This window comes from Streptomyces sp. NPDC014733, assembly GCF_043083385.1.
In the GTDB taxonomy this organism is placed as follows: domain Bacteria; phylum Actinomycetota; class Actinomycetes; order Streptomycetales; family Streptomycetaceae; genus Streptomyces.
Genome location: NZ_JBIBYO010000002.1, coordinates 778676 through 801284 on the forward strand (window position 1 = coordinate 778676; position 22609 = coordinate 801284).

The 22609-nt window shown below is 73.4% G+C and carries 21 protein-coding genes; 7 read left to right on the top strand and 14 right to left on the bottom strand.

Translation table 11 applies throughout. The features are described from left to right. Positions 1-42 precede the first annotated feature (42 nt). The 4 genes from ACF1BH_RS07910 to ACF1BH_RS07925 form a co-directional block, all read right to left on the bottom strand. On the bottom strand, positions 43-444 hold the full coding sequence (locus tag ACF1BH_RS07910) for a DUF1992 domain-containing protein (RefSeq protein WP_391641540.1): 402 nt from the start codon (positions 442-444) through the stop codon (positions 43-45). A 107-nt stretch (positions 445-551) separates the two neighbouring features. Beyond that, positions 552-1121, bottom strand: a complete 570-nt coding sequence (locus ACF1BH_RS07915; protein WP_391641541.1) for a hypothetical protein — start codon at positions 1119-1121, stop codon at positions 552-554. After that, the gene (locus ACF1BH_RS07920) at positions 1118-2710 is read right to left on the bottom strand and encodes an ATP-binding protein (protein WP_391641542.1); all 1593 of its coding nucleotides are present in this window, start codon (positions 2708-2710) and stop codon (positions 1118-1120) included. Before ACF1BH_RS07920 ends, ACF1BH_RS07915 begins: the two co-directional genes overlap by 4 nt. Beyond that, positions 2707-3411 (bottom strand): response regulator, encoded by a 705-nt coding sequence (locus ACF1BH_RS07925; RefSeq protein WP_391641543.1) that lies wholly within the window; start codon positions 3409-3411, stop codon positions 2707-2709. The genes ACF1BH_RS07920 and ACF1BH_RS07925 overlap by 4 nt, the downstream gene beginning before the upstream one ends. Before the next feature lie 150 nt (positions 3412-3561). Between ACF1BH_RS07925 and ACF1BH_RS07930 the strand changes: the two genes are divergently transcribed. Then, entirely contained in the window at positions 3562-4341 is a 780-nt protein-coding gene (locus ACF1BH_RS07930) for a polysaccharide deacetylase family protein (protein ID WP_391641544.1), read from the top strand. 67 nt (positions 4342-4408) lie between these two features. Here the strand turns inward: ACF1BH_RS07930 and ACF1BH_RS07935 are convergent, their stop codons facing one another. The 3 genes from ACF1BH_RS07935 to ACF1BH_RS07945 form a co-directional block, all read right to left on the bottom strand. Further along, positions 4409-4822, bottom strand: a complete 414-nt coding sequence (locus ACF1BH_RS07935) for an SsgA family sporulation/cell division regulator (RefSeq protein ID WP_391641545.1) — start codon at positions 4820-4822, stop codon at positions 4409-4411. A gap of 159 nt (positions 4823-4981) precedes the next feature. Further along, positions 4982-6520, bottom strand: a complete 1539-nt coding sequence (locus ACF1BH_RS07940) for a PH domain-containing protein (protein WP_391641546.1) — start codon at positions 6518-6520, stop codon at positions 4982-4984. Continuing rightward, positions 6517-7053: a PH domain-containing protein gene (locus tag ACF1BH_RS07945; RefSeq protein WP_391641547.1), complete on the bottom strand. Its 537-nt coding sequence runs from the start codon at positions 7051-7053 to the stop codon at positions 6517-6519. The genes ACF1BH_RS07940 and ACF1BH_RS07945 overlap by 4 nt, the downstream gene beginning before the upstream one ends. A 110-nt stretch (positions 7054-7163) precedes the next feature. On the opposite strand from ACF1BH_RS07945, the gene ACF1BH_RS07950 reads away from it, so the two are divergent. Both ACF1BH_RS07950 and ACF1BH_RS07955 read left to right on the top strand, forming a co-directional pair. Beyond that, positions 7164-7781 (top strand): TetR/AcrR family transcriptional regulator, encoded by a 618-nt coding sequence (locus tag ACF1BH_RS07950; RefSeq protein ID WP_391641548.1) that lies wholly within the window; start codon positions 7164-7166, stop codon positions 7779-7781. A 365-nt stretch (positions 7782-8146) separates the two neighbouring features. Then, positions 8147-9658, top strand: coding sequence for a sigma factor (locus ACF1BH_RS07955; protein WP_391641549.1), 1512 nt, complete (start codon positions 8147-8149; stop codon positions 9656-9658). Between the two features lie 198 nt (positions 9659-9856). Here the strand turns inward: ACF1BH_RS07955 and ACF1BH_RS07960 are convergent, their stop codons facing one another. The 6 genes from ACF1BH_RS07960 to ACF1BH_RS07985 all read right to left on the bottom strand — a co-directional run bounded on the left by ACF1BH_RS07960 (position 9857) and on the right by ACF1BH_RS07985 (position 16269). Continuing rightward, complete coding sequence (locus ACF1BH_RS07960; protein WP_391641550.1) at positions 9857-10363, bottom strand: MarR family winged helix-turn-helix transcriptional regulator; 507 nt, start codon at positions 10361-10363, stop codon at positions 9857-9859. 54 nt (positions 10364-10417) lie between these two features. Further along, positions 10418-12322 carry an FUSC family protein gene (locus ACF1BH_RS07965; protein ID WP_391641551.1) on the bottom strand — a complete coding sequence of 635 codons (1905 nt, stop codon included), beginning with the start codon at positions 12320-12322 and terminating at the stop codon, positions 10418-10420. Between the two features lie 679 nt (positions 12323-13001). After that, a complete protein-coding gene (locus ACF1BH_RS07970) occupies positions 13002-13313 on the bottom strand; it encodes a hypothetical protein (RefSeq protein WP_391641552.1) in 312 nt (103 codons plus the stop codon). Between the two features lie 278 nt (positions 13314-13591). Next, on the bottom strand, positions 13592-14395 hold the full coding sequence (locus ACF1BH_RS07975; protein ID WP_391641553.1) for a DeoR/GlpR family DNA-binding transcription regulator: 804 nt from the start codon (positions 14393-14395) through the stop codon (positions 13592-13594). Positions 14396-14436: 41 nt separating this feature from the next. Next, positions 14437-15321 carry a ketose-bisphosphate aldolase gene (locus ACF1BH_RS07980; protein WP_391641554.1) on the bottom strand — a complete coding sequence of 295 codons (885 nt, stop codon included), beginning with the start codon at positions 15319-15321 and terminating at the stop codon, positions 14437-14439. A gap of 42 nt (positions 15322-15363) precedes the next feature. Further along, entirely contained in the window at positions 15364-16269 is a 906-nt protein-coding gene (locus ACF1BH_RS07985; protein ID WP_391641555.1) for an SIS domain-containing protein, read from the bottom strand. 302 nt (positions 16270-16571) lie between these two features. On the opposite strand from ACF1BH_RS07985, the gene ACF1BH_RS07990 reads away from it, so the two are divergent. From ACF1BH_RS07990 to ACF1BH_RS08000, 3 genes are all read left to right on the top strand, one after another. Beyond that, complete coding sequence (locus tag ACF1BH_RS07990) at positions 16572-18008, top strand: sugar porter family MFS transporter (RefSeq protein WP_391641556.1); 1437 nt, start codon at positions 16572-16574, stop codon at positions 18006-18008. 89 nt (positions 18009-18097) lie between these two features. Further along, positions 18098-18814 (top strand): endonuclease V, encoded by a 717-nt coding sequence (locus tag ACF1BH_RS07995; RefSeq protein WP_391641557.1) that lies wholly within the window; start codon positions 18098-18100, stop codon positions 18812-18814. A gap of 405 nt (positions 18815-19219) precedes the next feature. Next, the gene (locus ACF1BH_RS08000) at positions 19220-20149 is read left to right on the top strand and encodes a dihydrodipicolinate synthase family protein (protein ID WP_391641558.1); all 930 of its coding nucleotides are present in this window, start codon (positions 19220-19222) and stop codon (positions 20147-20149) included. A gap of 12 nt (positions 20150-20161) precedes the next feature. Here the strand turns inward: ACF1BH_RS08000 and ACF1BH_RS08005 are convergent, their stop codons facing one another. Next, positions 20162-20902 carry an MgtC/SapB family protein gene (locus ACF1BH_RS08005; RefSeq protein ID WP_391641559.1) on the bottom strand — a complete coding sequence of 247 codons (741 nt, stop codon included), beginning with the start codon at positions 20900-20902 and terminating at the stop codon, positions 20162-20164. A gap of 465 nt (positions 20903-21367) precedes the next feature. On the opposite strand from ACF1BH_RS08005, the gene ACF1BH_RS08010 reads away from it, so the two are divergent. Next, positions 21368-22576 (top strand): CoA transferase, encoded by a 1209-nt coding sequence (locus ACF1BH_RS08010; protein ID WP_391641560.1) that lies wholly within the window; start codon positions 21368-21370, stop codon positions 22574-22576. Positions 22577-22609 lie beyond the last annotated feature (33 nt).

The following is a 22609-nucleotide window of genomic DNA, read 5'->3' on the forward strand; positions in this document are numbered from 1 at the left end:
TCGGAGCACCTCGGGGCGGCTCCGGCCGCCTGCTGCCGCACCTCAGCCGGCGTGCTCCCGGCGCCATTGCCGGGCCCGGGCCTCGATGTCGAACGGGGCGATTCCCAGCGGCGGTCCTTCGAGCGGGGCGCGCAGGGCCGCGCGGATCTTCTCGTTGACGGCGGTCAGGATGCGGCGCAGCGCCGCCTCGCTCGGCGCGTCGGCCGCCGCCCGCGCCGCCTCCTCGGCCTCCTTGCGCAGGGCGAGCGACGGCGGCAGGTAGGAGAGGTCCTCGCGGGCCATCTTCTCCTTGACCCACCACAGTTCGTCGTACGGCTTGTCGAGACCGGCAAGCGGTTTGCCGACGCCGGGCAGCCCGGCGAAGTCACCCCGCTCCTGCGCCTCGCGGATCTGCCTGTCGATCCAGGACTCGAAGTCGACGCCGGGGGGTTTGCGCTCGGTCATCGGATGCCTCTCGCGGGAATTCCGGCCTGCGGGACCGCGCCGCGCCGCGCTGCCGCGTGCGGGGGCGCCCCTCCACGGTAGCCCGCCCGCCGCGGCCGGCGGCGGACTCAGGGGCGCGGCGGCACCGTGGACGGCTGGACCACCGGCAGCGCGGTGTCGCCGCCGCAGAGCATCGGGCCGACACGGGAGCCGGAGCCGGTCAGGGTGACCCGTACCGAGGACGGCGGGTGGCCGCCGGGGACGTCGGCGTTGGCCGCCGTGCAGACCAGCTGGCTCAGGGCGGCGGTGTCCAGCTTCCGCGGGGGGACGGGCAGCCCGATGTCGACCCGGCCCGGGCCCGTACGGGCCCGCAGCGGGCCGGACAGCTCGGGCAGCGCGCTGGAGAGACCGCGCTGCCGTTCGGCGTGGTCGGGTCCGCCGAGCAGCAGGTCGAGGGCTGCCTGCGGGTCGGCGGGTGCTTTGGCCGGGCGGGTCGCGGAGCGCAGTCCGGCCGGTCCGTAGAAGAACAGCTGGACGCCGGTCTCCGGGCGGCCCGGGGCCTGCACCCCGGAGGCCGGGGCGCCCGCGTCGATCACATCGCTGGGCTCGACACCGCAGCCGGCCGGCACGGTCACGGCGGCGCAGACCAGCGCGGTCGTGGCCAGCACCCGGGTGGTACGGGGGCGGGGCGCGCTCATGCGGCGGCCTCCTTGCCGAGGGGGTCCGGGGCGGAGCCGGCGGGACGGCCCGGCGCCGGTCCGGCGGAGGCGTCCCCGTCCGGGCCTTCGGGTGCCGGGCCATCGGGTGCCGGGGCGTCGGAACCGTCCGCGCCGGTACCGTCCGGCGGCCGTACCGGCAGCTCCACGGTGAACACCGCGCCGCCGCCGGGCGCGTTGGCGGCGCGGACGGTGCCGCCGTGCAGCCGGACGTTCTCCCGGGCGATGGCCAGGCCGAGACCGCTGCCCTCGGAGCGGGCGCGTGAGGAGTCCGCCTTGTAGAAGCGGTCGAAGACGTGCGGCAGGACCTGCGGGTCGATGCCGGGGCCGCTGTCGCGGACCTCCAGCAACAGCCGGTCCGCGCCGGGCCCGGGGGCCTCCAGCCGGACGTGGACGGGGCTGCCGCCGTGGTGCAGGGCGTTGCCGACGAGGTTGGCGACGACGACGTCCAGCCGCCGCGGGTCGACGCGGGCGCGGACGCCGTCGGGCAGCTCCGCGCCGACCTCGTCCTGCCAGGCGCGGGCCTGGAGCGACTTGCGGACGGTCTCGGCGACGTCCACCTCGTCGAGGTGGAGGGCGGCGGCGCCCGCGTCGAACCGCGAGACCTCCATCAGGTCCTCCACCATGCGCGTCAGCTTCCCGGTCTCCTGACTGATCAGCCGGACCGCGGACGCGGTGTCCGGGTCCAGCGCCGCCGCGTCCTCGTCGAGCACGTCGGTGACCGCGGTCATCGCGGCGAGCGGGGTGCGCAGCTCGTGTGAGACGTCCGCGGCGAACCGGCGGGCGTTGGCCTCCAGCCGCCGCAGCTCCGCCACGCTCGCCTCCAGCTCCTCCGCCATGTCGTTGAACGACCGGGAGAGCCCGGCGAGTTCGTCGGTGCCCTTGACCTCCAGCCGGGTGTCGAGCTTGCCCTCGGCCAGCCGCCCGGCCGCCTGCCGCAGCCGCCGCACCGGCCGCAGCACACCCCGCGCGGCGAGCAGCGCGGGCAGCACCGACAGCGCCAGCACCGGCAGCGCACCCCGCTGCGCCGCGCTGACCAGCGCCTCGACGTTGGCCTCCTCGGCGTTCAGCGGGAGCTGGGCGTAGACCGACAGGGCGGACGGCGCACCGTCGGACTGGCGCACCGGCATACCGATCAGCAGCCAGGGAGCCCCGTCGCGCACCACCCGCTGGAACGCCGGGACATGACGCTGCTCGACGGACTTCTCCAGCTCGGCGGGGAGGTGGACCGGGCCGGCCGCCGGGGCGTCGTCGCCGCCGGGGACGCCGCGGTAGCGGACCCGGACGTCCCAGTCGCGGGAGGTGCCGGAGCGCTCCAGCTGGAGGCGGAGGGCCTCCAGATCGGTGCGGGTGGGCGGCACGGTCAGCTCCGGGGCGAGCGAATTGATCTGGGTGCGCAGGTCGTTGACGGCCATGTCCTGGGAGCGCTGCAGGATGGCGTTGCGCGCCTCGCGGTACGTCAGCCCGGCGGTGGTCAGCGCACTGACCGCGGCGACCAGCAGGAACGCCACGACCAGCCGGACCCGCAGGCCCCGCAGCCGTCCCGGTGGCAGCAGCCGGCGGCGCCTCACAGGGGGCCGAAGCGGTAGCCGAAGCCGCGCACGGTCTGGACGAAACGGGGGCTGCGCGGGGTGTCCTCTATCTTCGTCCGCAGCCGCATCACACAGGCGTCCACCAGCCGGGCGTCGCCGTGGTAGCTGTGTTCCCAGACGTGTTCCAGCAGTTGCTGGCGGCTGAAGACCTGTCCGGGCGTGGCCGACAGGAAGAGCAGCAGCTTCATCTCGGAGGGCGCCAGCGCGAGGTCCCGGCCGTCCTTGGCGACGACGAGCCCGGCGCGGTCGATGGCGAGCGCGCCGTACGACTCGACGGGCGCGGGGCCGGGCTCGACGGCGGCCGTACCGTCGGCGGGCGGCGCGGTGCGGCGCAGCACCGCCCGTATGCGGGCCTCCAGGACCTCGCCGCGGGCCGGTTTGACGATGTAGTCGTCGGCGCCCGCCTCCAGGCCGAGGACCACGTCGAGGTCGTCGCCGCGTGCGGTGAGCATGATGATCGGCAGCTGCCGCTCGGTGCGGATCAGGCGGCAGACCTCGAAGCCGTCCTTGCCCGGCAGCATGAGGTCGAGCAGGACGATGTCGGGCCGGAAGCCGGGCAGCAGATCGAGTCCCTCCTCGCCGCTGCCCGCCGCCGCGACGTCGTGGCCGCGCCGCCGCAGGGCGAGGGACACCCCGTCCCGTACTGCGGCGTCGTCCTCGATCAGAAGTACACGTGGCATGGGTTCAGTATCAAGAACTTTCATGATGGATCGGTAACAGAGGCATCCTGATCGGTTTCCTTCGCATCTGTGAGGGTGCGGCCGGAAGTCAGAAATCGCCCGGACCGTACGAGACCACGGACAGACCCACGAAACGGTGCGAGGGACGGCATGAACAGGGCGGGGCGCTTCGGGAGCGGGCGCGGCATTCTCAAGACGGTCACCGCGACGGTGGTGGCGCTCGGCGCCGCCGGGGCACTCGCCCTGACCTGGCCCGGCGGCCCCAGCAGCGCGGAGGCGGACACCCCCGAGGCGACGCAGTCGGCCGAGCACCGCCCGACCGAGCGCCCGGTGGACCCGTCGATCGTGCACGCCTCCGACCGCCCCGGCCGCAGCCTCAACATCACCATCGACGACGGCCCGGACCCGGTGTGGACCCCGAGGGTCCTCGACGTCCTCGAACGCCACCACGTCAAGGCGGTGTTCTGCATGATCGGACCGCAGGCCGCGGCCCACCCCGACCTCGTCCGCCGGGTCGTCGCCGCCGGCCACCGGCTCTGCGACCACACCATCAGCCACGACACCGGTATGGACCACCGGCCCGAGCGCTACCAGTCGGACCAGATCCTCCCCGCCCAGCAGATGATCGAGAAGGCCGCGGGCGTGCCGGTGCGCTACTACCGGGCGCCCGGCGGCGCGTTCACGCCCTACAGCCGTACCCTCGCGGCCGAGCACGGGATGCGTCCGCTGGGCTGGAACATCGACAGCAAGGACTTCGAGGGCGGCTCCGTCGCCACCATCGAGGCGAGAGTCCGCAGCGAGCTGACGAACGGTCCGACCGTCCTCTTCCACGACGGCGGCGGCGACCGCTCCCGCACCGTCGAGGCGCTGGACCACCTGCTGCCGTGGCTGCGGCAGCAGGGCTACGGCTTCGGCTTCCCCCAGCACTGACACGGCGTCCCCGGCGGGCACGGAACGGTGCCCGCCGGGGACGCGTGGGGGAGCGGAAGCCGGGCGCTCAGGCCGCGCCGAAGAGTGCGGCCAGACCACGGTCGACATCGAGGTGGGTCGGCTCCTGACCGGCCGGGACCGCCGCGTACGACCGGGCCAGGAAGCGCCGTACATCCGTCGTGCGCAGCTGCACCATCGCCACGCCCTCGTCGGCGTGGAACTCCATGACCGTGCGCTCCGGACCGGCCGGCCGCACCCGCACATCGCCCCGGCCGACGGGGGAGTGCACGCCCTCGGCCAGCAGCTCCCGCGCGAACGCCCAGTCCACCGCGGCCCCGTCGAGGGAGATCTCCGGCGGGAACGACATCCGCACCGCCAGCGGATCGCGGGGGTGGTACCGCAGCACGGCGGGGACCGTGTGCGGCCCGGGGGCCGTCGCGAGGAGGCGGACCTGGACGGCGTGGTCGATGGCGGCGGGCATCGCGGCGGCTCCTCACAACTGTCGGTTCACGGCATCGCTCATCCCTTAGGACGAACGACGGGCCCCGGTCGTGCACGCACAAGGGGTGTGATCTGTGTCATGGCGCGCATCGGCGGGGGAGAAGCGGGTAGCCGCCGGGGTTCGCCGCGGTCCCGCCCCTCAGCGGTCTCCCGTTCCCGCCGTCCCCACCAGGAACTCCTCGACGATGCCCGGCGCGGCGGCCGCGGCGAAACCCGGCGCCCGCGCCGCCGCCAGATCCGGGATCCGGTGCCGCCCCTCGCCCGCGGCGAACGCGGCGGTCAGCGTCGTCAGCCCGGCCCGGCGGCCGAACGGGGTGCTGGAGAACGTCCACGCCGCGACCGCCGACCGCTCCAACGCCAGCGTGTCCCGGCTGAACACGCCCGACCGCACCACGAGAGAGCCGCCGCACAGCCCGTGCCCGAGCGCCCGGTACGCCTCCCGCGCCGCCCACCACACCGCCGCCGCCGACACCACCGCGTACGCCCCCGCCCACACGAGCAGCGCCGGCGCGAAGGTCACCCCGCAGCCGGCCAGGGCCGCCGTGCCCGGCAGCGTCACCCACCCCAGCCCCCGCAGCCGCCGCCTGCGCAGCGCCGCCCGGGGATGGCGCAGCAGCGTGCCCGGGACGCCCCGCCCCGGCAGCGGAGCGTCGGGGAACGGCGCGCCCAGCGCCCCGCCGGCCACCCGCACCGCCAGCGCCCGTGGCGCGGGCGGCAGCAGTCCGCTGCGCGCGCGGTTCTCGTCGCGGTCACCGAGCCCGCCGGCCACCGCCCGCACCGACGCCCCGCCGCCCGCTCGCAGCAGCAACGGCTCCCGGAGCAGCACCCCGCGCAGCCGGGCCCGGTCGATCGTGACCGTACGCGTGGTGAACAGGCCGCGCCGCACCCGCAGCGTCGCACCGTCGGCCCACTCCAGGCGGAGACCCCACCAGTTCTCCGCGTACAGCGCGACCGCCCCGACCGCCCCGGCGACCAGCAGCACGAGCAGCGCCGCGGGGACCGTCAGCCACGGCGACACCGTGCCGAACGCCGCGAACGCCCGCCGGACGACGTCCAGTTCCCAGAAGTCGACGCCCATGCCGTGCAGCACGCGGTGGACCGTACCGGCCGCGATCAGCACCCCGCCGACCACCCAGAACGTCAGCGGCGCATACCGCAACCAGCGCGGCGAGAAGCGCGCCAGCACCGGATCGTCCGCCCCCGCCCCGGACGAGGCCCGGGCGAGCAGCGCGCCCCGCACCTGCCGGGCCTCGGCGACCGGCAGTGCGTCCAGCGCCGGCACGCCGCTCCCGTCGCCCGCGGTCCCGGCCCGCAACGCGGTGAGCCGCAGCACCCGGTGGAGGGGCGTCGCGGTGAGATCGACGGTACGGATCCGCTCCAGCGGCACGGTGTGCAGCCGCCGGGTCACCACCCCCGTCCGCACCTCCAGCGCGGCGCCGGTGACCCGGAACTCCGTGCGCGCCCACCGCACCGCGCCCACCGCGGTGACCACGGCGAACGACACGGTGAGCGCGGCCAGCGCGATCCAGGTGCCGGGCGGGATCCGCCCACCGGTGACCACGGCCGCCGCCGCGAGGGAGGCCAGCGGCGGCAGCGGCCAGGTGGCGTGCACCAGGAGGGTGCGCGGATGGGTGCGGCGCCACCCGCCGCCCCGGGCCGGGGGAGTGGGGCGCGTCATGCCGCATCCCCCGGAACCAGCTGTGCCGCCGCGCCGATCCGCCGCGCCAGCTCGTCCGCCCCCGCCGCGGACAGCCCGCGGATCCTGATGTCGCCCGCGGTCGAGGCGGTGGTGACGGTGACCGTCGCCAGCCCGAACCGGCGCTCCAGCGGGCCCCGGACGGTGTCGACCGTCTGCACCCGCGACAGCGGCGCGATCCGCCGCCGCTGCCGGTACCAGCCGTCGGACGCGTACACCGCCCGCTCCCCCAACTCCCAGGCGTGCACCGCGTACCGCACCCGCGGCATCAGCGCGGCGAAGGTGAGCGCCGGGGCGACGGCTGCCGCCAGCAGGGGGCCCAGCCACGGCAGCGCCCCCGGGAAGAAGAGCAGGGCGCAGACCGTGAGCGCCACCGCGGTCAGCAGCACCGGGCCGCCCACCGTCAGCAGCGCCCGCACCGTCCACCAGCGGCGCGCCCGCGGATCGACGCGGTGCCGTGGCGGCCGCAGCGCCGGCACGGCGGGAAGGGGTGGTGCGGTTCCGGATCCGGGCATGGCGATCCCCCGTTGGCAAGTCAACTGTATTGGACGCGGTCACGTTATACCGTACGAGTGACTTGTAAAAACGGGTCGGCCGGGACCGGCCCGACGGCGGAAGGCAGGGCGTGCCCAAGAAGGTCGATCACGAGGCCAGACGACGCGAGATCGCGGAGGCGCTCTGGCGGATCGCGAGCACCCGCGGCCTGGGCGGCGCCGGACTGCGCGACGTCGCCGCCGAAGCCGGCATCTCCCTCGGGCGGTTGCAGCACTACTTCCGCACCAAGGACGACATGCTGGCTTTCGCCCTCCGCCACATCAACGCCCTCGCCGACCGCCGCATCCGCGACCGCATCGAGGCCCTGGACGGCGAGCCCACCCCACGCGACGTCCTCCGGACCTGCCTGGTCGGCATGTTGCCGCTGGATGACCGCAGTCGCACCGGTGCCCTCGTCGGCGCCGCCTACTTCGTCCGCGCCGTCCACGACGCCGACCTGCGCGCCGAGGCCAAGAACGGCATCCCCCGCCTCCGTGACTTCTTCGCCGGGCAACTCCGCCGCGCCGCCGACCGCGGTGAACTCCCGCCCGCCCGCGCCACGGACGACGAGGCGATGCTCCTCATCAGCCTCGTCGACGGCCTCTCCACCTACCTCCTCCTGGAGGTCCACACCCGGGAACAGGCGCTGCGCCTGCTCGATCTCCATCTGGGACAACTCTTCGAGGCGGCGGCGGAGGCGGGGGAGTGACCAACGGCGGCCAACGGGGGCTTGGTGCCCACCGAACGCCCTGATGGTGCGTCAAGTCGATACGCGGCCTCCGGGGCGAGCGCCTCCCGGCCCGCACTGAACACGCGAATTCCCCTACCTACCCTTATCCACTCTGAATTACCCATACTTATCGCTTTCGGGCGGGGCGCCGCGCCTCACACGGGGCGCACGGGAGCGCGCCGTGACGCCTTTCACCAAAGCCACGTGCCGGTCATGGCCCGACAGATGGGAGAATCAAGGCTCCTAGGTGGACGAACTCCTCCGGGCCAGCTCCCGGACCGACCCTCCCCGGAACGCGCGGCCACCACCGCACGCCCCGGGGCGAACTCCGAAGGTTGCCCCCCATGTCTGAAGCCCCCGCGGACCCCGCGTGGCCCGAGGACCGGCTCACCCCCACGGTGTCGGTTCCCGCACAGGCCGGCGCCCCCGAGGAACCCGGCGCCTCCGCCGTGGACGTCTACACCGAGCTGTACGCCCAGGAGCATCCGCGCCTGGTCGGCTACGCCCGCTCGCTGATCGCCAACGCCTGGCTCGCCGAAGACGTCGTCGCCGAGGCGCACTTCCGCGTCTGGCGCCGCATCAACGGCGGCCACCACATCGACAACGTCCCGGCCTATCTGCGGACCACCATCCGCCACCTCGCCTCCAGCGCCGGATCGGACGCCGCCCGCGAGGTCCCCCGCGACCCCGAGGACGGCCAGGCCTGGCCCGAGACCGTCACCGTCGGCGGCGCCACCCCGCCGGAGGACCCCGCACAGCGCGTCGCCTACGTCGACCAGCTCGCCCGCGTCCTCGACCAACTCCCGCACCGCTGGGTGAAGGCGCTCTGGCTCGCCGAGGCCGAAGGCCAGCCGCTGGAAGCCGTCGGCAAGGCCATCGGCGCGGGCAAGGGCGCCACCGCCGTCCTCCTCCACCGCGCCAGGGAAGGCATGCGCCAGGCGTTCCTGCGCGGACTGCCCGGCAGCCCCGAGGCGGACGCCTGCGGCACCCACTGGGAACGGATGCCCGCCTACCTGCGCGGCGAGGCCACCGCCCGGCAGGCCGACGGCATCGCCACACACCTCCCGGACTGCGCCGACTGCCGCGACCGGCTCGCCCTCCTCACCCGCGCCAACCACCGCCTGCCCGCGCTCACCGGCCCCGCACTGCTGGTGTTCCTGGCCGGCGGCTCGGCGAAGTTCCTGCTCCCGCTGCTCGGCGCCGGAGCCGGTGCGGGAGCGGCCGCCGCCGCGTCCGGCACCACCCCGGCCCCCGGCAGCGTCCTCGGTGCGCTGCGCCGACTGCTGCGCATCCGCTCCGGCCCGGCCGCCGCGACGGCCGCCGGTGTCGCGGTCGTCGCCGTCGCCGGAGCCGCGATGGCCGCCGGATACGTCCTCACCGACGACACCCCCGCCCCGAAGGCCCGATCGCAGGCGGCAGCCGCCGCACCGCGGACGCCCGCCGCCCCGGCCTCCTCAGACGCCCCGCCGCACAGCCCGCAGGCGCCGTCCCCGGCGCCGCCCGCGGTACCGCCCGCCCCGGGTACTCCGGCCGCACCGTCGCCCTCCCCGTCACAATCCCCGTCCGCGTCCGCGTCGCAATCCCCGTCCGCGTCGCCCACCACCGCACCGCCCACACCCGGCCCCACGGCTCCGTCCGGCACCCCCACGACGCCGGGTCCGACGCCCACGCCCACGACCTCACCGAGCCCGAGCCCGACCCCCACGCCGACCCCGACGGAAACACCGACCCCGACACCCACGCCGACCCCGTCACCCACGTTCACGCAGCCCACGGCCTCGCCCAGCCCGTCGTCCACCTCCCGCTGCGGCTGGCACTGGACGGGCTCGAAGTGGGTGTGGAACTGCTCGGGGTGACCGCGGCCCGAGGTGCCACCCCGGGCGGGGAATGATCGCGCGGCAGCGGCAGCGGCAGCGGCAGCGGCAGCGGTAGGGCGGGGCGGGGGCCGGTCCGTCACCGTGCGGGCGGTGGCCACGGTGGGGCGGCGGACGGCGCGACGGCCGCATGTGTCACCGTCGGCCACCACACGTCTGCCGCGCCCCGGGACCTCGCCCTCAATCCATCAGGCTGCCGAGGCGGCCTTCCAGGACGACGAGGAGTTCGCCCAGCCCCTCGGAGAGTTCGTCGCGGCGGCGCTCACCGACCCCGCCGAGCAACGTCGCCTCGTACGCCAGCTGTTCCGGCAGGATCCGGTCGATCAGATCGCGGCCCTCGTCGGTGAGGGAGAGATGGGCGACCCGGCGGTCGCGGTCGTCCACCCGGCGGCTGATCAGCCCGCGCGCCTCCAACTGCCGCAGCCGCTTGGTGACCGCGGCGCCCGACGCGAACGTCTCCCGCGCCACCCGGCCCGGCGTCAGCTCACGGTCCATCCGGCGCAGCGTGCCCAGGATGTCGAACTCCGGGCGGGACAGCCCGGCCCGCCGCAGCGGCGCGTCGGCGGCCTGCTGCAACAGCGCCGAACAGCGGTTGAGCCGCCCGATCAACGCCATCGGGCCGGTGTCGAGCCCCGGGTGCACCTGCTGCCACTGGCGCAGCACCCCCGCGACGATGTCCTCGGCCACCCGGCTCTCCTCTCGCCCTCGTACGGCGTCGGCCCGGTTCAGCTCACCGTCGTATCACCGTCGTACGCCGTCAATTGTGCCTGCCGCGGCCGCCGGTTCCGGCACGGGGCGGACGGACGGCGCAGTGCCGGACAGGCGCCGCGCGAGCAGCGCCAGGGTGCGGTGACCGTGCTGTTCGGCCCGGGCCACCCGCTCCTCCGGCAACGCCCGCTGCCACCACTCACCCGAGGCCACCTCGACGGCCTCCCGCAACTCGGCCAACGCCCCTGCCAGCCGGTCCCGCGCCCAGCCCGTCTCCTGCGCGTGCGCCGCGCCGGGGACCGCGTCCGCCGCGAGCAACCGCCCGGCCGCGAGCTGCGCCGCAGCGGTCCGCTCCAACGCCGCGCCGATACGGTCACCGGCCCGCCGATTGGTGACCACCACACAGCAGACCAGCCCCAGCGCGGCCCCCACCACCGTGTCGATCCACCGGTCGGCGACGAGCACCCGGGCCGGCAACGGGTTGCCGAACTCCGTCAGCAGCAACGCCATGGGCGTGACGCACACCGACCCCAGCCAGTAGTTCCGGGTGATCCACGCCTCCGCACCGAACTGGAACACCAGCGCCAGCGCGATCATCGCCAGATGACCGGTGTGGATCACGGGCAGCAGGAGGGCGAACACCACCAGCCCCAGCAGATTCCCCACCGACCGCTGCAACGCCCGCTGCCAGGACAGCGTCGTGTTCGCCTGGAACACCGACGCCGCCGTGACGACGGCCCAGTACGGATGCCCGACCCCGAGCGCCATCGACGCCCACCCGGCCAGCGCACACCCCGCGGCGGTCCGGACCCCCACCGGCAACAACGGCGAACCGCTCCGGAACGCGGCCCCCAAGGTCCGCCATCCCCCCGTCCGCCCGGGCGCCGGCCGTCGCGGGCCGTAGTCAGGGGAAGCGCAGGTCACGGCGGAGACGAGGGGCCGGTCGACTCGGTACGCGCCCCGCTGCTCCGCCTGCTGGTGGTCCAGCTCGACGCCGGCCAGCTCCGCCTGCTGCGACGGCGTGAGCGCCACCACGGGAAGCGGCCCACCGCCCCGGACCTCCTGCGCCCACTGCCCGAACAGGTCCGCCTCGACGGGCGCGCCGGCACCGTCCTCCCCGTCCGCCGCCCCGCTCAGCACGGCCTCGGCCCGGATGAGCAGCCGCTCCAGACCGGCCCGCGCCTCGGCCTTCGCAGGCGTACGCGCGGGAACCAGGAACACCGTGTGCCACGCGGCGTTCACCGCGGCCGCCGTCGCCTGCCGCGCCCGCGCCACGGCGCTCCCGGCCGCCTCGGCGCCGGCCGCCGCCTCGGCGCGCAGCTGCGCCGCCGCGGCCTCCAGCGCCCGAGCGGTGGCGATCCGCTCCGGCCCCCGCGGCCGTACCAGGGCGGGCGCCATCCCGACCAGCCACGCCACGGCTCCGGCCACCAGCGCCAGCACCAGGTGGAGCGGTACCTCAGAGATCCGCTGCGGCACGAAGAACGCCGATGCCGCGATGAAGGTGAAGATCAAATTCCCCGGCGGCCCGATCCGCGTCGCATCGCAGACCACCTTGTGCACCGCGGCAAGCACCGAGGCCACCGCCACCAGCACCACGGCCGACGAGATCAACGACGCCGCCGTCAGCGCCACCCCCAGGCTCGCCACCATGCCGAGCACCACCCACGGCAGGGTCCTGGCCCGCGCCGCATACGGCAGACCGTGCCCGTAGAGGGCGCACATCGCCCCGGCCGAGGTGTACAGCACCAGGTCCATCCGGCCCAGCGCGAGGAGCGTGAAGTCCGGGATCGCCAGCGCCACCACCGCGCTCAACGCCGGCTTGTGCCAGATGTCCACCGGCCGCCGCAACCGCACGGAACTCCGCACCGGCAACGGCCGCACCCCACTCAACAGCGCCCCGCCCCCACGCTTCCCACCCACCTTGACGTGCTTACCCATACAAGAAGATTAACAGGTGTTTTACTCGTAAAAGGTATGCCGCGGATCACGTAGGGGTGGCGGGGGCGGGCCGGGGCTTTTGGGAGGCGGAGGGCGGCTGCTGTGGGCGGCGCCGAGCCATCGGTCGGCCCTGGGGTATCGGCCGGGCGCGGCCCAATAGGGAGGACAGGCTCGGGGTGGCTGATTGTGCAGGTGCTGATGCGTTGCTGTTCGGTGTTCAGCCCCTGCTGGGAGGCGAGCGGCGAGCGGCGGGTGACCGGAGGCGGGTGGTGGTGCGAGGTGCTCGGGCCGTACGGCTGTCCTGCCTGTCAGGGGAGGGCGCGTTCAGCTCCCCTGACAGGTGAGGGGAGCGCGTGCGTGCGGCGGCACGGCGTCCGCCGGATGGAAGCGAAGCGGGGCGCCTGGCTCTGTACCGCCGGGCAAGACGCGTGCATCCGCACCAGAACCGCGTATCCCGACCGGACGCCTGGATATGGGGCGAGGCGTAGCTGAGATCTGAGGGGCGGCGGAAGTGGTGCCTGGAGTGCCTAGGCCGTCCCACCGGCGACTCCTGCAGCCCCCCGCCCGTCCAGCTGACCAGATGGCCTGTGGTTCCGAGCCGGCCAGGCGCCCCGGGCGGGCTACCAGGCGCTCTGCGTGGGCTATCCGCCCGGCCCGCCGCAGGTCTCCGCTCCCCGGATCAGCAGCGCACGTTCTTCACGTACAGAGCACGCGCCGAACTGGTCTTGGCGTAGCGCACATTCTTCGTCGCGCCTTTGGCGAGCCGCCCCCGAGGATCGGCATGATGCGGGACCACGATGACGTAACACGCCGGACGCCGACTGCACAGATTCGTCAGCCGTACATACCGCTGATGGCCCTTCGTGTAGAACTTCCGCACCTTCACGCACTGCACGGGCGGCCCGGCAGCGGCCGCCTCGGACGCCGTCGTCAGGCTCAACGTGCCCCCGCACAGCACCGCGGCCAACGCGGTGACCAGCAACTTCCGCATCACTACACTCTCCCCCGGATCAGGCCCGCGATACTTCTCCCGCCAACGGGGCTCAGCTCGCTTCGTCCACTCATTCTCCATTCTCCACACGCGACAACGGCTATCAGCTCCAGCCACCCGCCGCCCCTATTCCGGCTACACCGGGCAACCGGCCCACCTGGAACCCCGCACCATCCCCCCGCCCCGCCCTCCCCTCCCGCCGGGCCACCCCGGTCCTGAGCGAACCTGGCCCACCCCACCCTGGCCCCCCACCACCAGGCCGCCACCGGCCCCGCAGCTCACCCGGCGTCGACAGTGCCCGCCGTCACGACCTTCAGGCCGCGTTCGGCGAACTCCCGTAGCGCCTCTTCTGGCGCGCCGCCGTCCGTGATGAAGGTGTCGAACACGTCCGCCCCGCCGATCCGGGCGAAGCAGCGCTCGCCGATCTTCGAGGAGTCGGCGACGACGACCGCTCGCCGCGCCCGCTCGGCCATCAGATGGTTGATCCGGGCCTCCGCCTCGTCGTGAACCGTCGCCCCCATCACCGGGTCCATCCCGTTGGCGCCGATGAACGCGAGATCCACCGAGATCTGCTGGAGCACCAATTCGCTGAACGGGCCCACCAGCTCGAAGGAGCGGGAGTGCGCCACGCCACCGGTCAGCACGATCTTGATCTGGGGGCGTACCGCCAGCTCGTTGGCGATGTTGAGCGAGTTGGTGACGATCGTCAGATGGGGTTGCGGACCGGCTTCGGCGAAGTCCGGGCGGACGGCCAGCGCTCGGGCGATGGCCGTGGTGGTGGTGCCTCCGCTCAGACCGACCACGTCGCCGCGCTCGACCAACCGCGCCGCCGCCTGCGCCACCGCCTCCTTCTCCTCGGACCGATGCGCGTGCTTGTAGCGGATCGGCAGGTCGTACGCCACCGAGCTGAGCACTGCCCCGCCCCGGGTGCGGGTCAGCAACTGCTGCTCGGCGAGTGCGTCCATGTCGCGCCGCATCGTGGCGGCGGAGACCTCCAGCGCGGTCGCCGCCTCCTCGACGTCCACCCGGCCCCGTTCACCGAGCAGCTCAAGCAGTGCGTTCATCCGTTCATGGCGCTTCATGCGGCGAGCCTAGCCGCGCTGCGGTTGCGCGTTCCCGTCGCTCACCCCCGCGCCGCCGGCGCCTGCGCGACGTACTGCTCGGGCAGGTCGGGAGCCGTGTTCACCACCTCCAGCAATCTGGCGGCTTCCCTGGCCACCTCCTCCCTGGCCGGCTTCAGGTACTTACGCGAGTCGATGAGCCGGGGATCGGCTCCCAGCGTCTCCCGTATGGAGCGGGTGAACACCGACACCAGATGCGTGGAGATGTTGATCTTCGTCATTCCGGCCGCGATGGCGCGCTGCAACTCGTCGTCGGGCACACCGGATGAGCCATGCAGCACCAGCGGTACCGGGAGTGTCTCCCGCAATCGGGAGATCAACTCCTTGTCCAGCACCGTTGTCCGCTCCCGCATCGCATGGGAGGAGCCGACGGCGACCGCCAGCGCATCGACGCCCGTCGCCTCGACGAACGCCAGTGCCTCGTCCGGATCGGTCCGCGCACCGGGCGCGTGTACGCCGTCCTTCCCGCCGACCTCGCCGAGTTCCGCCTCGACGAAGGCATCAAGCTCATGGCACCAGGCGGTGAGCGCGGCGGTGGTCGCGACATTCTGGTCGTAGGGGAGTGCCGAGGCGTCCACCATGAAGGAACGCACTCCGGCGGCCGCGCCCTCATGGACCCATTCCGGGTCGGTGAGGTGATCCAGATGGACGGCGATGGCGGCGGATGAATCCTCAGCGAGCGCGAGGGTGGCCAGAGCGATCGGGCGCAGACTGCCGTGGTACCGGATGCAGTTCTCGCTGATCTGCAGGATGAGTGGCGCCTCGGCGCGCTCGGCGGCGGTGACCAGCGCCTCGGCGGTCTCCAGATGGATGACGTTGAAGGCCGCGGCGCCGACGCCGTTCACCCGCGCGGCGTCGATGAGTGAGGAGGTCGAAACGAGAGGCATGGGACGCTGACTCCCTTGTGTACAGGTCGGGTGGGGCGCTGCCTATCGGGCTGCCGGAACGGTGAGCATCACGGACCGGGTGAGACTGCGGGGACTGTCGGGGTCCAGGCCCCGGGCGCGGGCCCGCTCCAGGGCCACCCGCTGCACCAGCACCAGGTCCGCGAGCGGGTCGCGATCGTGGCGGATGAAGCGGGCACCGGTGCGGGTCACCTCCGCCTCCAGGCCCGCCGGGGCGGTGCCGAAGAGCCAGGTCACACGGTTGGGGGCGGCTATGGCGATCGGGCCGTGGCGGTACTCCATCGCCGGGTAGGACTCCGTCCAACTCTGGGATGCCTCCCGCATTTTGAGGGCCGCTTCGTTGGCCAGGCCGTAGGTCCATCCGGTACCCAGGAAGGTGAACTGCTCGGCTTCCACCCACTCCGGTGCGACCGGAGCGGTGAGGGCGTCATGCGCGTCGTTGATCGCCTCGGTCAGGTCCTCGCCCAGGTGGGCGCGGAGCAACGTCAGGGCGGTGGTGGCGAAGCGGGTCTGGACCACCGAGCGTTCGTCGGCGAAGGGAAGGGTGACGGTCGCGTCCGAGAGTTCCTTCGCCGGGGTGTCCGGGTCGCCCAGAATCGTGACTGTCGGGATGCGCCCCTGGACGGCCTCCAGGATGCGCAGTACCTCGGTCGTGGTGCCGGAGCGGGTGATCGCCACCACTGCGTCGTAGTCGCGCGCATGACCGAGAAAGGCCTCCGAGGCCGCGAAGGGGTCGGTGACCCCGGCTCCGGAGCTCTCGCGGAGCGCGGCGTACGACTGCGCCATGAACCAGGAGGTCCCGCAGCCGACGACCGCCACCCGCCGGCCCGGCTCCGGCAGCGGGCCGCCCGCGGCGCCGATGCCGGCGGCCTCGGCCCAGGTCTCCGGCTGACTGCGCAGCTCCTGCTCCATGTAGGACGTCTCGCTCATGGCACACCCTTCGTGAACGGTGGATTGGACTGCTCGACTCATCGCCTGCCGGGAAAGTGAGTGAAAGTGCGTTCTTCTCGGCTGTTGCAATCAACTCTACGCATGGTGGGTGGGTCGGGCCATCCCTCGTGCGAGTGAAGTGTTCGAAGGGTGTGGGGTGTGATGTCGCTCGACTGGCCCTTTTGGGCGGTGAATGTCGGACGGGCGAGGTTCACTGAGGAGTGTTGACAGTTGCGCGAAAGGACTTCGATACTTGCATGATCAGTCATGAGTAGGTCGGCACGCTGCGCGAAGGACCCGCCATGTCCACTGCAACGCTCTCCGGGACGCCCCAGCCGCCACCGCCCGGGAAGGCCCGCCGCACGGGGCGGCTCTTCGCGCTGACGGGGGCCTTCGTCGGCGTCATCTATGGCTACGACTCCGGCAGTATCTCCGGCGCGCTGGTGTTCCTCAGTCGGGACTTCCAGCTCACCGAGGCGGAAAAAGGCCTGGTCAACAGCATTCTCGTGGGTGGCTGCATCGTGGGTGCGCTCCTCGGAGGCAAGCTCGCGGACGCCTTCGGCCGCAAGGCCGCGATGCTGATCGTCGCGGGCTCGTACGCCCTCTTCGTCACGCTCTCCGCGCTCGCGCCCAATGTCGTCGTGCTCGACGCGGTGCGCTTCTTGCTCGGGGTCGCGATCGGCATATCGATCGTCGCCGCCCCGCTGTACATCGCGGAATCGACACCCGCGCGCATCCGCGGTGCCTCCGTCGCCGCCTACCAGGTCGCGACTGTCACCGGCATCGTCATCACGTACTTCGTCAACTGGGGCCTGTCGGACGGTGGTCACTGGCGCTGGATGCTGGGGGCGTCGGCGATCCCCGCGGCGCTGGTCATGATTCCGCTGTTCCGGCTTCCGGACACGCCCCGGTGGTACGTCCTCAAGGGCCGGACCGAGCGCGCGGTCGAGGTCATGGCGCTGACGGATCCGGAGGTCGACGCCCGCACCGAGGTGGCGGCGGTCGGTGCGGCGCTCACCGCGGAGAGCGGCGGCTCCGCCCGCTCGCTGCTGCGCAAGCCCTACGTCCGTGCCACGGTCTTCGTCATCGGACTCGGCTTCTTCTGCCAGATCACCGGCATCAACGCCGTCACCTACTACAGCCCGCAGATCTTCACGCAGATGGGATTCACCGGCAACGGACTGAACTTCCTGCTGCCCTCGTTCGTCCAGCTCGCCTCGCTGGCCGCCACCGTGCTGGCGATACTCATCATCGACCGGCTGGGCCGCCGCGTGGTCCTGCTCACCGGCATCGGCACGATGGTCGTCATGCTCGCCGTGCTCACAACCGTCTTCGCCATGGGAGATCCGCACGGTGCCGTGACCTGGATCGGCTTCGGCGCGATTCTGCTCTTCACCGCGGCCTTCAACTTCGGTTTCGGCTCGCTGATATGGGTCTACGCGAGCGAGGCGTTCCCCGCACAGCTCCGGTCGACCGGCGCCTCGGTGATGCTCACCGCCGATCTCGTCGCCAACCTCCTCATCGCGCAGTTCTTCCCGTCGCTGATGGCCTGGGTCGGGGCCTCCTTGACCTTCGCCGGGCTGGGCGTACTGGCGCTGGGCGCACTGGTCTTCGCCTCCTTCACCGCACCCGAGACCAAGGGGCGCCCGCTGGAGGACATCCAGAGCTACTGGAGCAACGGAGGCCGCTGGCCCACCGGCCCCTCCGCCCCCGCGCCCGCCCCGGAGGTGGTGCGCTGACCCCGTGGACGCCGACCCGGACCGCCGGTCATGGCGGTCCGGACGGCGGTGAGATCGTTGCTCCGCCCGTTCGGTACCGTGGCGTCATCATGGACACCACCAGCCCCGTCTCCCTCGATGACGAACTGCGGAACTGGCCGACCGACGAGGCCGAGGCGCGCGCGGTCCAGGACCGGCTGCGGCGTCATGTACGCCTCGACGAGCCCGGCCCGCCGCCGGACTTCGAGGGCACCGTCGTCGGTGTCGACGTGGCGTACGACGATGAGCGGGACGTCGTCGCGGCCGCAGCCGTCGCGTTGGACGCCCGCACCCTGGAGGTCGTGGACGAGGCCACCGCGGTCGGCCGGATCTCCTTCCCCTATGTCCCGGGGCTGCTGGCCTTCCGGGAGATCCCGACGGTCGTCGACGCGTTGGCCGCTCTTGCACAGGCGCCCGGCCTGGTGGTGTGCGACGGCTACGGCCGGGCGCACCCGCGGCGCTTCGGCCTCGCCAGCCACCTCGGTGTCCTGACCGGCCTGCCCACGATCGGCGTCGCCAAGAACCCCTTCACCTTCCGTTACGACGCCCCCGGTGACGGCCGCGGGGCGACCTCGCCGCTCCTGGACGACCTCGACGGCACCACGGAAGAGGTGGGCCGGGCCGTCCGCACCCAACAGGGCGTCAAGCCCGTCTTCGTCTCCGTGGGCCACCGCACCGGCCTCGACGGTGCCTGCGCACACACGCTCCGGCTTGCGCCGAAGTACCGGCTCCCGGAGACGACCCGCGCGGCCGACGCCCTCTGCCGCCGGGCCCTGGCCGCCGGCTGAGAAACCGCCTCCCTCAAGGCTGGGCCGGGGCAGGCGCGTCCGGGGCGTATTTCCGGCCCAGCCGCCAGGCCGTTCGGCGGGGCCGCGGGACGCCCGAGGGGCCCGGAATCCTCTTCCCGGCGAGCCCGAAGATATGGCGGTCTTCCCCGAACTCGCGGGCACGGCCGCCACTTCCGGGTGACCTGGCGAGGCCCCGTACTCATGGAGTCCGGCCTCTGTTTCCCGTCCGTTGGGGAAGTGCCCCGAGACGCGCGGTCTTGACACCCCGCCTGGCCTGGTCCACATTCACCGATGACATGGGACGTCCCATGTCCGGACGGCGGCATGGGTACGGGCCCCCACCGCTCTGTGTGCCCCGCAGCGCACCCGCGCCACCGGCCCCGTACGGCAGAAGGCTGGACCTGCATGCCCCTCCCCGCACCACTCACGGGCGTCGTGCCGCCCGTGTGCACGCCCCTCACCGCGTCCGGTCGCGTCGACGTCGACTCACTCGCCGCCCTGACCGAGCGCCTCATCGACGCCGGGGTGAACGCCCTGTTCGTGCTCGGCTCCACCGGGGAGGCGGCCTGCCTGTCGGACGGCAGGCGCAGCACCGTCATCGAAACCGTCGTCGCGGCGGCCCGCGGACGGCTCCCCGTACTGGCCGGCGCCCTCGACATGGCGACCAGCCGCGTCCTCGACCACGCCCGCACCGCCCAGGCCCTGGGCGCCGACGGCATCGTGGCCACCCCGCCCCTCTGCACCCGTACCCACCCGGCCGAGATCGCCGACCACTACCGCCGCATCCGCGCCGCCGTGGACCTGCCGCTCTTCGCCTGCAACGCCCCCGCCTCCCTCCCCGCCGAACTCCCCGTGGACACGGTGCTCGACCTGGCGGCGGACGGTGTCCTGGACGGGATCGAGGACAGCAGCGGCAACACCGGCGCCCTGCGCCGCCTCCTGGTGCGGCTGCCCGCTCTCGACCGGCCGTTCTCCGTGCTCACCGGCTGCGAACTCTCCGTCGACGGAGCCCTGCTGGCCGGGGCGCACGGCGTCGTCCCGGGGCTCGGCAACGTCGACCCCGCGGCCTATGTGCGACTCTACGAGCACGCCCGCGCGGGGGACTGGCGGGCCGCCGCCGCGGAACAGGACCGGCTCGCCGCGCTGTTCGCGCTCACCGACGCCGGCGACGCGACGGCGATGGGGCGCGGCTCGTCCGCCCTGGGGGCGCTCAAGGCGGCGCTGCACCTCCTGGACGTCATCGGCTGCCCGGACACCGCGCCGCCGCAGATCCCGCTGGACGGCGCCGCGCGCGATGCGGTGCGCCGTCTGCTGGAGGAGGCGGAACTGCTCTGAGGGGGGCGGCCGTCACTCGGTCGCGTCCGCCTGCCGCCCCAGTTGCACCCCGCGTACCCCGTCGAGGTCGGCGAGCGCCTCCACCAGGGCGAGCGCCGACCCGGTACCTTCCAGCCGGAGCAGGACCTCCGCGGAGACGGCGCCCTCCGGAGGCCCGGTCTCCACCTGCACGTCGGACACGACGAAGTCGCTGCTGGTGCACAGTTCCAGGACCCCGCCCAGCAGCCCCCGCCGGGGGCGGTAGGCCAGCCGCAGATCGAACCGTTCCGCCGACGGCATGGTGCCGATCCGCTCCGACACCTTCGTGAACCCGCGCACGATCAGGAAGTGCACCGCCGTCGCCCCGAGGGCCAGCAGTGGCAGCCCGCCGCCACACGCCATACCGATGGCGCAGGTCAACCAGATCGTGGCGGCGGTCGTCAGGCCCCGGACCGCGTCCTTCTTCACGAAGATCAGACCGCCGCCGATGAAGCCGATGCCGGAGACGACCTGCGCGGCGACGCGGGAAGGGTCCAGCGCCACGCCGTCCACGCCCAGCATCGCCCCGAAGCCGTGGATCGACACCTCCATGAAGAGGGCACTGCCGACCCCGACGAGCGTATGGGTCCGTAGCCCGGCGCTCTTCTGCCGGGCCTCCCGTTCCATCCCGATCAGTGACGACAGCAGCAACGCGAGCGCCAACTCCGCGAACTGTCGCGGGCCCTGACCCGGATGGAGGGCGAACAGCGGCGTGGCGAGAGGAAGGTGAGACATGCCTGCATTGTCCTCCCGGGAGAGCCTCCGCACAGCGGCTCCGCGGCCGTTGTCAGTGGTCGCCGTTAGCGTGGGTGCCGAGGTCGGACGAGGGCGCCGACGCGGGGCGGAAGCGTCCCGGAAGGCGCCGGAAGGACCGGAACGCAGCGAGACGGGCACGTCCGGCGGGGCCGGGCGGAACGGAAGGGGAGGGCGGCATGGCGAAGTCACGTGGAGTGTGGATGCGCGGCCGGGCGGCGGGGCCGTACCGCGGCATAGCCCTGCCGTGGCCCATCGCCGGGTTCGACGGGGGATAGCGGCGCGCGGCGCAGCGCGCAAGACCCGTGGCGGCGAAGGCGGTTGAGCCTCGCCGCCGTTGCCGTTCCAGGGGCGCGGAAGCGATGCCCAGGGGGCTTGTGGAAAGTGGAACACGTTCTTAACATCACGAGTGTTACATCAGAAGTGTCACAGTGCGCGAGGAGCGTGATGACGGAGTCAGGCCACGGCCCGCTCAGCGGGGTGCGCGTGGTGGAGCTGGCAGGCATCGGCCCCTGCCCCTTCGCCGCCATGACCCTCGCCGACCTCGGCGCCGACGTCGTACGCGTCGACCGCCCCGGCGGCGCCGCACTGGGCATCGACCCGGCGTACGACCTCACCAACCGCAACAAACGTTCGGTCGTCATCGACCTCAAGACACCCCAAGGCGCGGAGCGGGTGCTGGAGCTGGCCGAGCGCGCCGACATCCTCATCGAGGGGTACCGCCCCGGCGTCGCCGAACGCCTGGGCGTCGGCCCGGACGCCTGCCTGGCGCGTAACGCACGGCTCGTCTACGGCCGGATGACCGGCTGGGGCCAGCAGGGCCCGCTCGCCGACACTGCCGGACACGACATCTCCTACATCGCGCTCACCGGCGCCCTCGGCATGATCGGCGCCCCCGACGCCCCGCCCACCGTCCCCGCCAATCTTCTCGGCGACTACGCGGGCGGCTCGCTCTACCTCGTCATCGGTCTCCTGGCCGCACTCCGGCACGCCACCGCCCCCGGCGGCAGCGGGCAGGTCGTCGACGCCGCCATCGTCGACGGCACCGCCCACCTCTCCTCGATGATCCACGGCATGCTCGCCGGCGGCGGCTGGCAGGACCGGCGCGGCAGCAACCTCCTCGACGGCGGCGCGCCCTTCTACGGCACCTACGAGACGGCGGACGGCGGCCACATGGCGGTCGGCGCGCTGGAACCGCGGTTCTACGCCGAGTTCATCCGCCTGCTCGGCATCGAGGCAGAGGCGCCCGCACGCGACGACCTCGCCTCCTGGGGCGCGCTGCGCGACACCATCGCCGCCCGCTTCAGATCCCGCACCCGCGCCGAATGGACCGCCGTCTTCGAGGACACCGACGCCTGCGTCGCCCCGGTGCTGTCGCTCCGCGAGGCCCCCCACCACCCGCATCTGGCCGCCCGCGGCACCTTCCTCGACCACGGAGGGCTCACCCAGCCCGCCCCCGCGCCACGGTTCTCCCGCACCCCCGCGGCCGTCCGCCGCCCGCCCGCCCAACCGGGCGCCGACACCGAGGAGATCGCCCGCGACTGGGCCGTCCCCGGGCTGCTCCCCGCCCCGCCGGACGCTCGACCGCCCACCCCGGAACCGACCGCGACGGACCCCGCCCCGGAGCCCGGCAGCGGCACGCGGGAGGCCCGCTGACGGCCGCGCGCCCCTTCGTCGCCCACCGCAATC

Coding starts and splice junctions, on each gene's coding strand:
- ACF1BH_RS08010 (WP_391641560.1), top strand. CDS start 21,368: ATGACGGAGTCAGGCCACGGCCCGCTCAGCGGGGTGCGCGTGGTGGAG.
- ACF1BH_RS07955 (WP_391641549.1), top strand. CDS start 8,147: ATGTCTGAAGCCCCCGCGGACCCCGCGTGGCCCGAGGACCGGCTCACC.
- ACF1BH_RS07910 (WP_391641540.1), bottom strand. CDS start 444: ATGACCGAGCGCAAACCCCCCGGCGTCGACTTCGAGTCCTGGATCGAC.
- ACF1BH_RS07965 (WP_391641551.1), bottom strand. CDS start 12,322: ATGGGTAAGCACGTCAAGGTGGGTGGGAAGCGTGGGGGCGGGGCGCTG.
- ACF1BH_RS07935 (WP_391641545.1), bottom strand. CDS start 4,822: ATGCCCGCCGCCATCGACCACGCCGTCCAGGTCCGCCTCCTCGCGACG.
- ACF1BH_RS07930 (WP_391641544.1), top strand. CDS start 3,562: ATGAACAGGGCGGGGCGCTTCGGGAGCGGGCGCGGCATTCTCAAGACG.
- ACF1BH_RS07975 (WP_391641553.1), bottom strand. CDS start 14,395: ATGAAGCGCCATGAACGGATGAACGCACTGCTTGAGCTGCTCGGTGAA.
- ACF1BH_RS07945 (WP_391641547.1), bottom strand. CDS start 7,053: ATGCCCGGATCCGGAACCGCACCACCCCTTCCCGCCGTGCCGGCGCTG.
- ACF1BH_RS08000 (WP_391641558.1), top strand. CDS start 19,220: ATGCCCCTCCCCGCACCACTCACGGGCGTCGTGCCGCCCGTGTGCACG.
- ACF1BH_RS07980 (WP_391641554.1), bottom strand. CDS start 15,321: ATGCCTCTCGTTTCGACCTCCTCACTCATCGACGCCGCGCGGGTGAAC.
- ACF1BH_RS07925 (WP_391641543.1), bottom strand. CDS start 3,411: ATGCCACGTGTACTTCTGATCGAGGACGACGCCGCAGTACGGGACGGG.
- ACF1BH_RS07970 (WP_391641552.1), bottom strand. CDS start 13,313: ATGCGGAAGTTGCTGGTCACCGCGTTGGCCGCGGTGCTGTGCGGGGGC.
- ACF1BH_RS07995 (WP_391641557.1), top strand. CDS start 18,098: ATGGACACCACCAGCCCCGTCTCCCTCGATGACGAACTGCGGAACTGG.
- ACF1BH_RS07990 (WP_391641556.1), top strand. CDS start 16,572: ATGTCCACTGCAACGCTCTCCGGGACGCCCCAGCCGCCACCGCCCGGG.
- ACF1BH_RS07915 (WP_391641541.1), bottom strand. CDS start 1,121: ATGAGCGCGCCCCGCCCCCGTACCACCCGGGTGCTGGCCACGACCGCG.
- ACF1BH_RS08005 (WP_391641559.1), bottom strand. CDS start 20,902: ATGTCTCACCTTCCTCTCGCCACGCCGCTGTTCGCCCTCCATCCGGGT.
- ACF1BH_RS07985 (WP_391641555.1), bottom strand. CDS start 16,269: ATGAGCGAGACGTCCTACATGGAGCAGGAGCTGCGCAGTCAGCCGGAG.
- ACF1BH_RS07940 (WP_391641546.1), bottom strand. CDS start 6,520: ATGACGCGCCCCACTCCCCCGGCCCGGGGCGGCGGGTGGCGCCGCACC.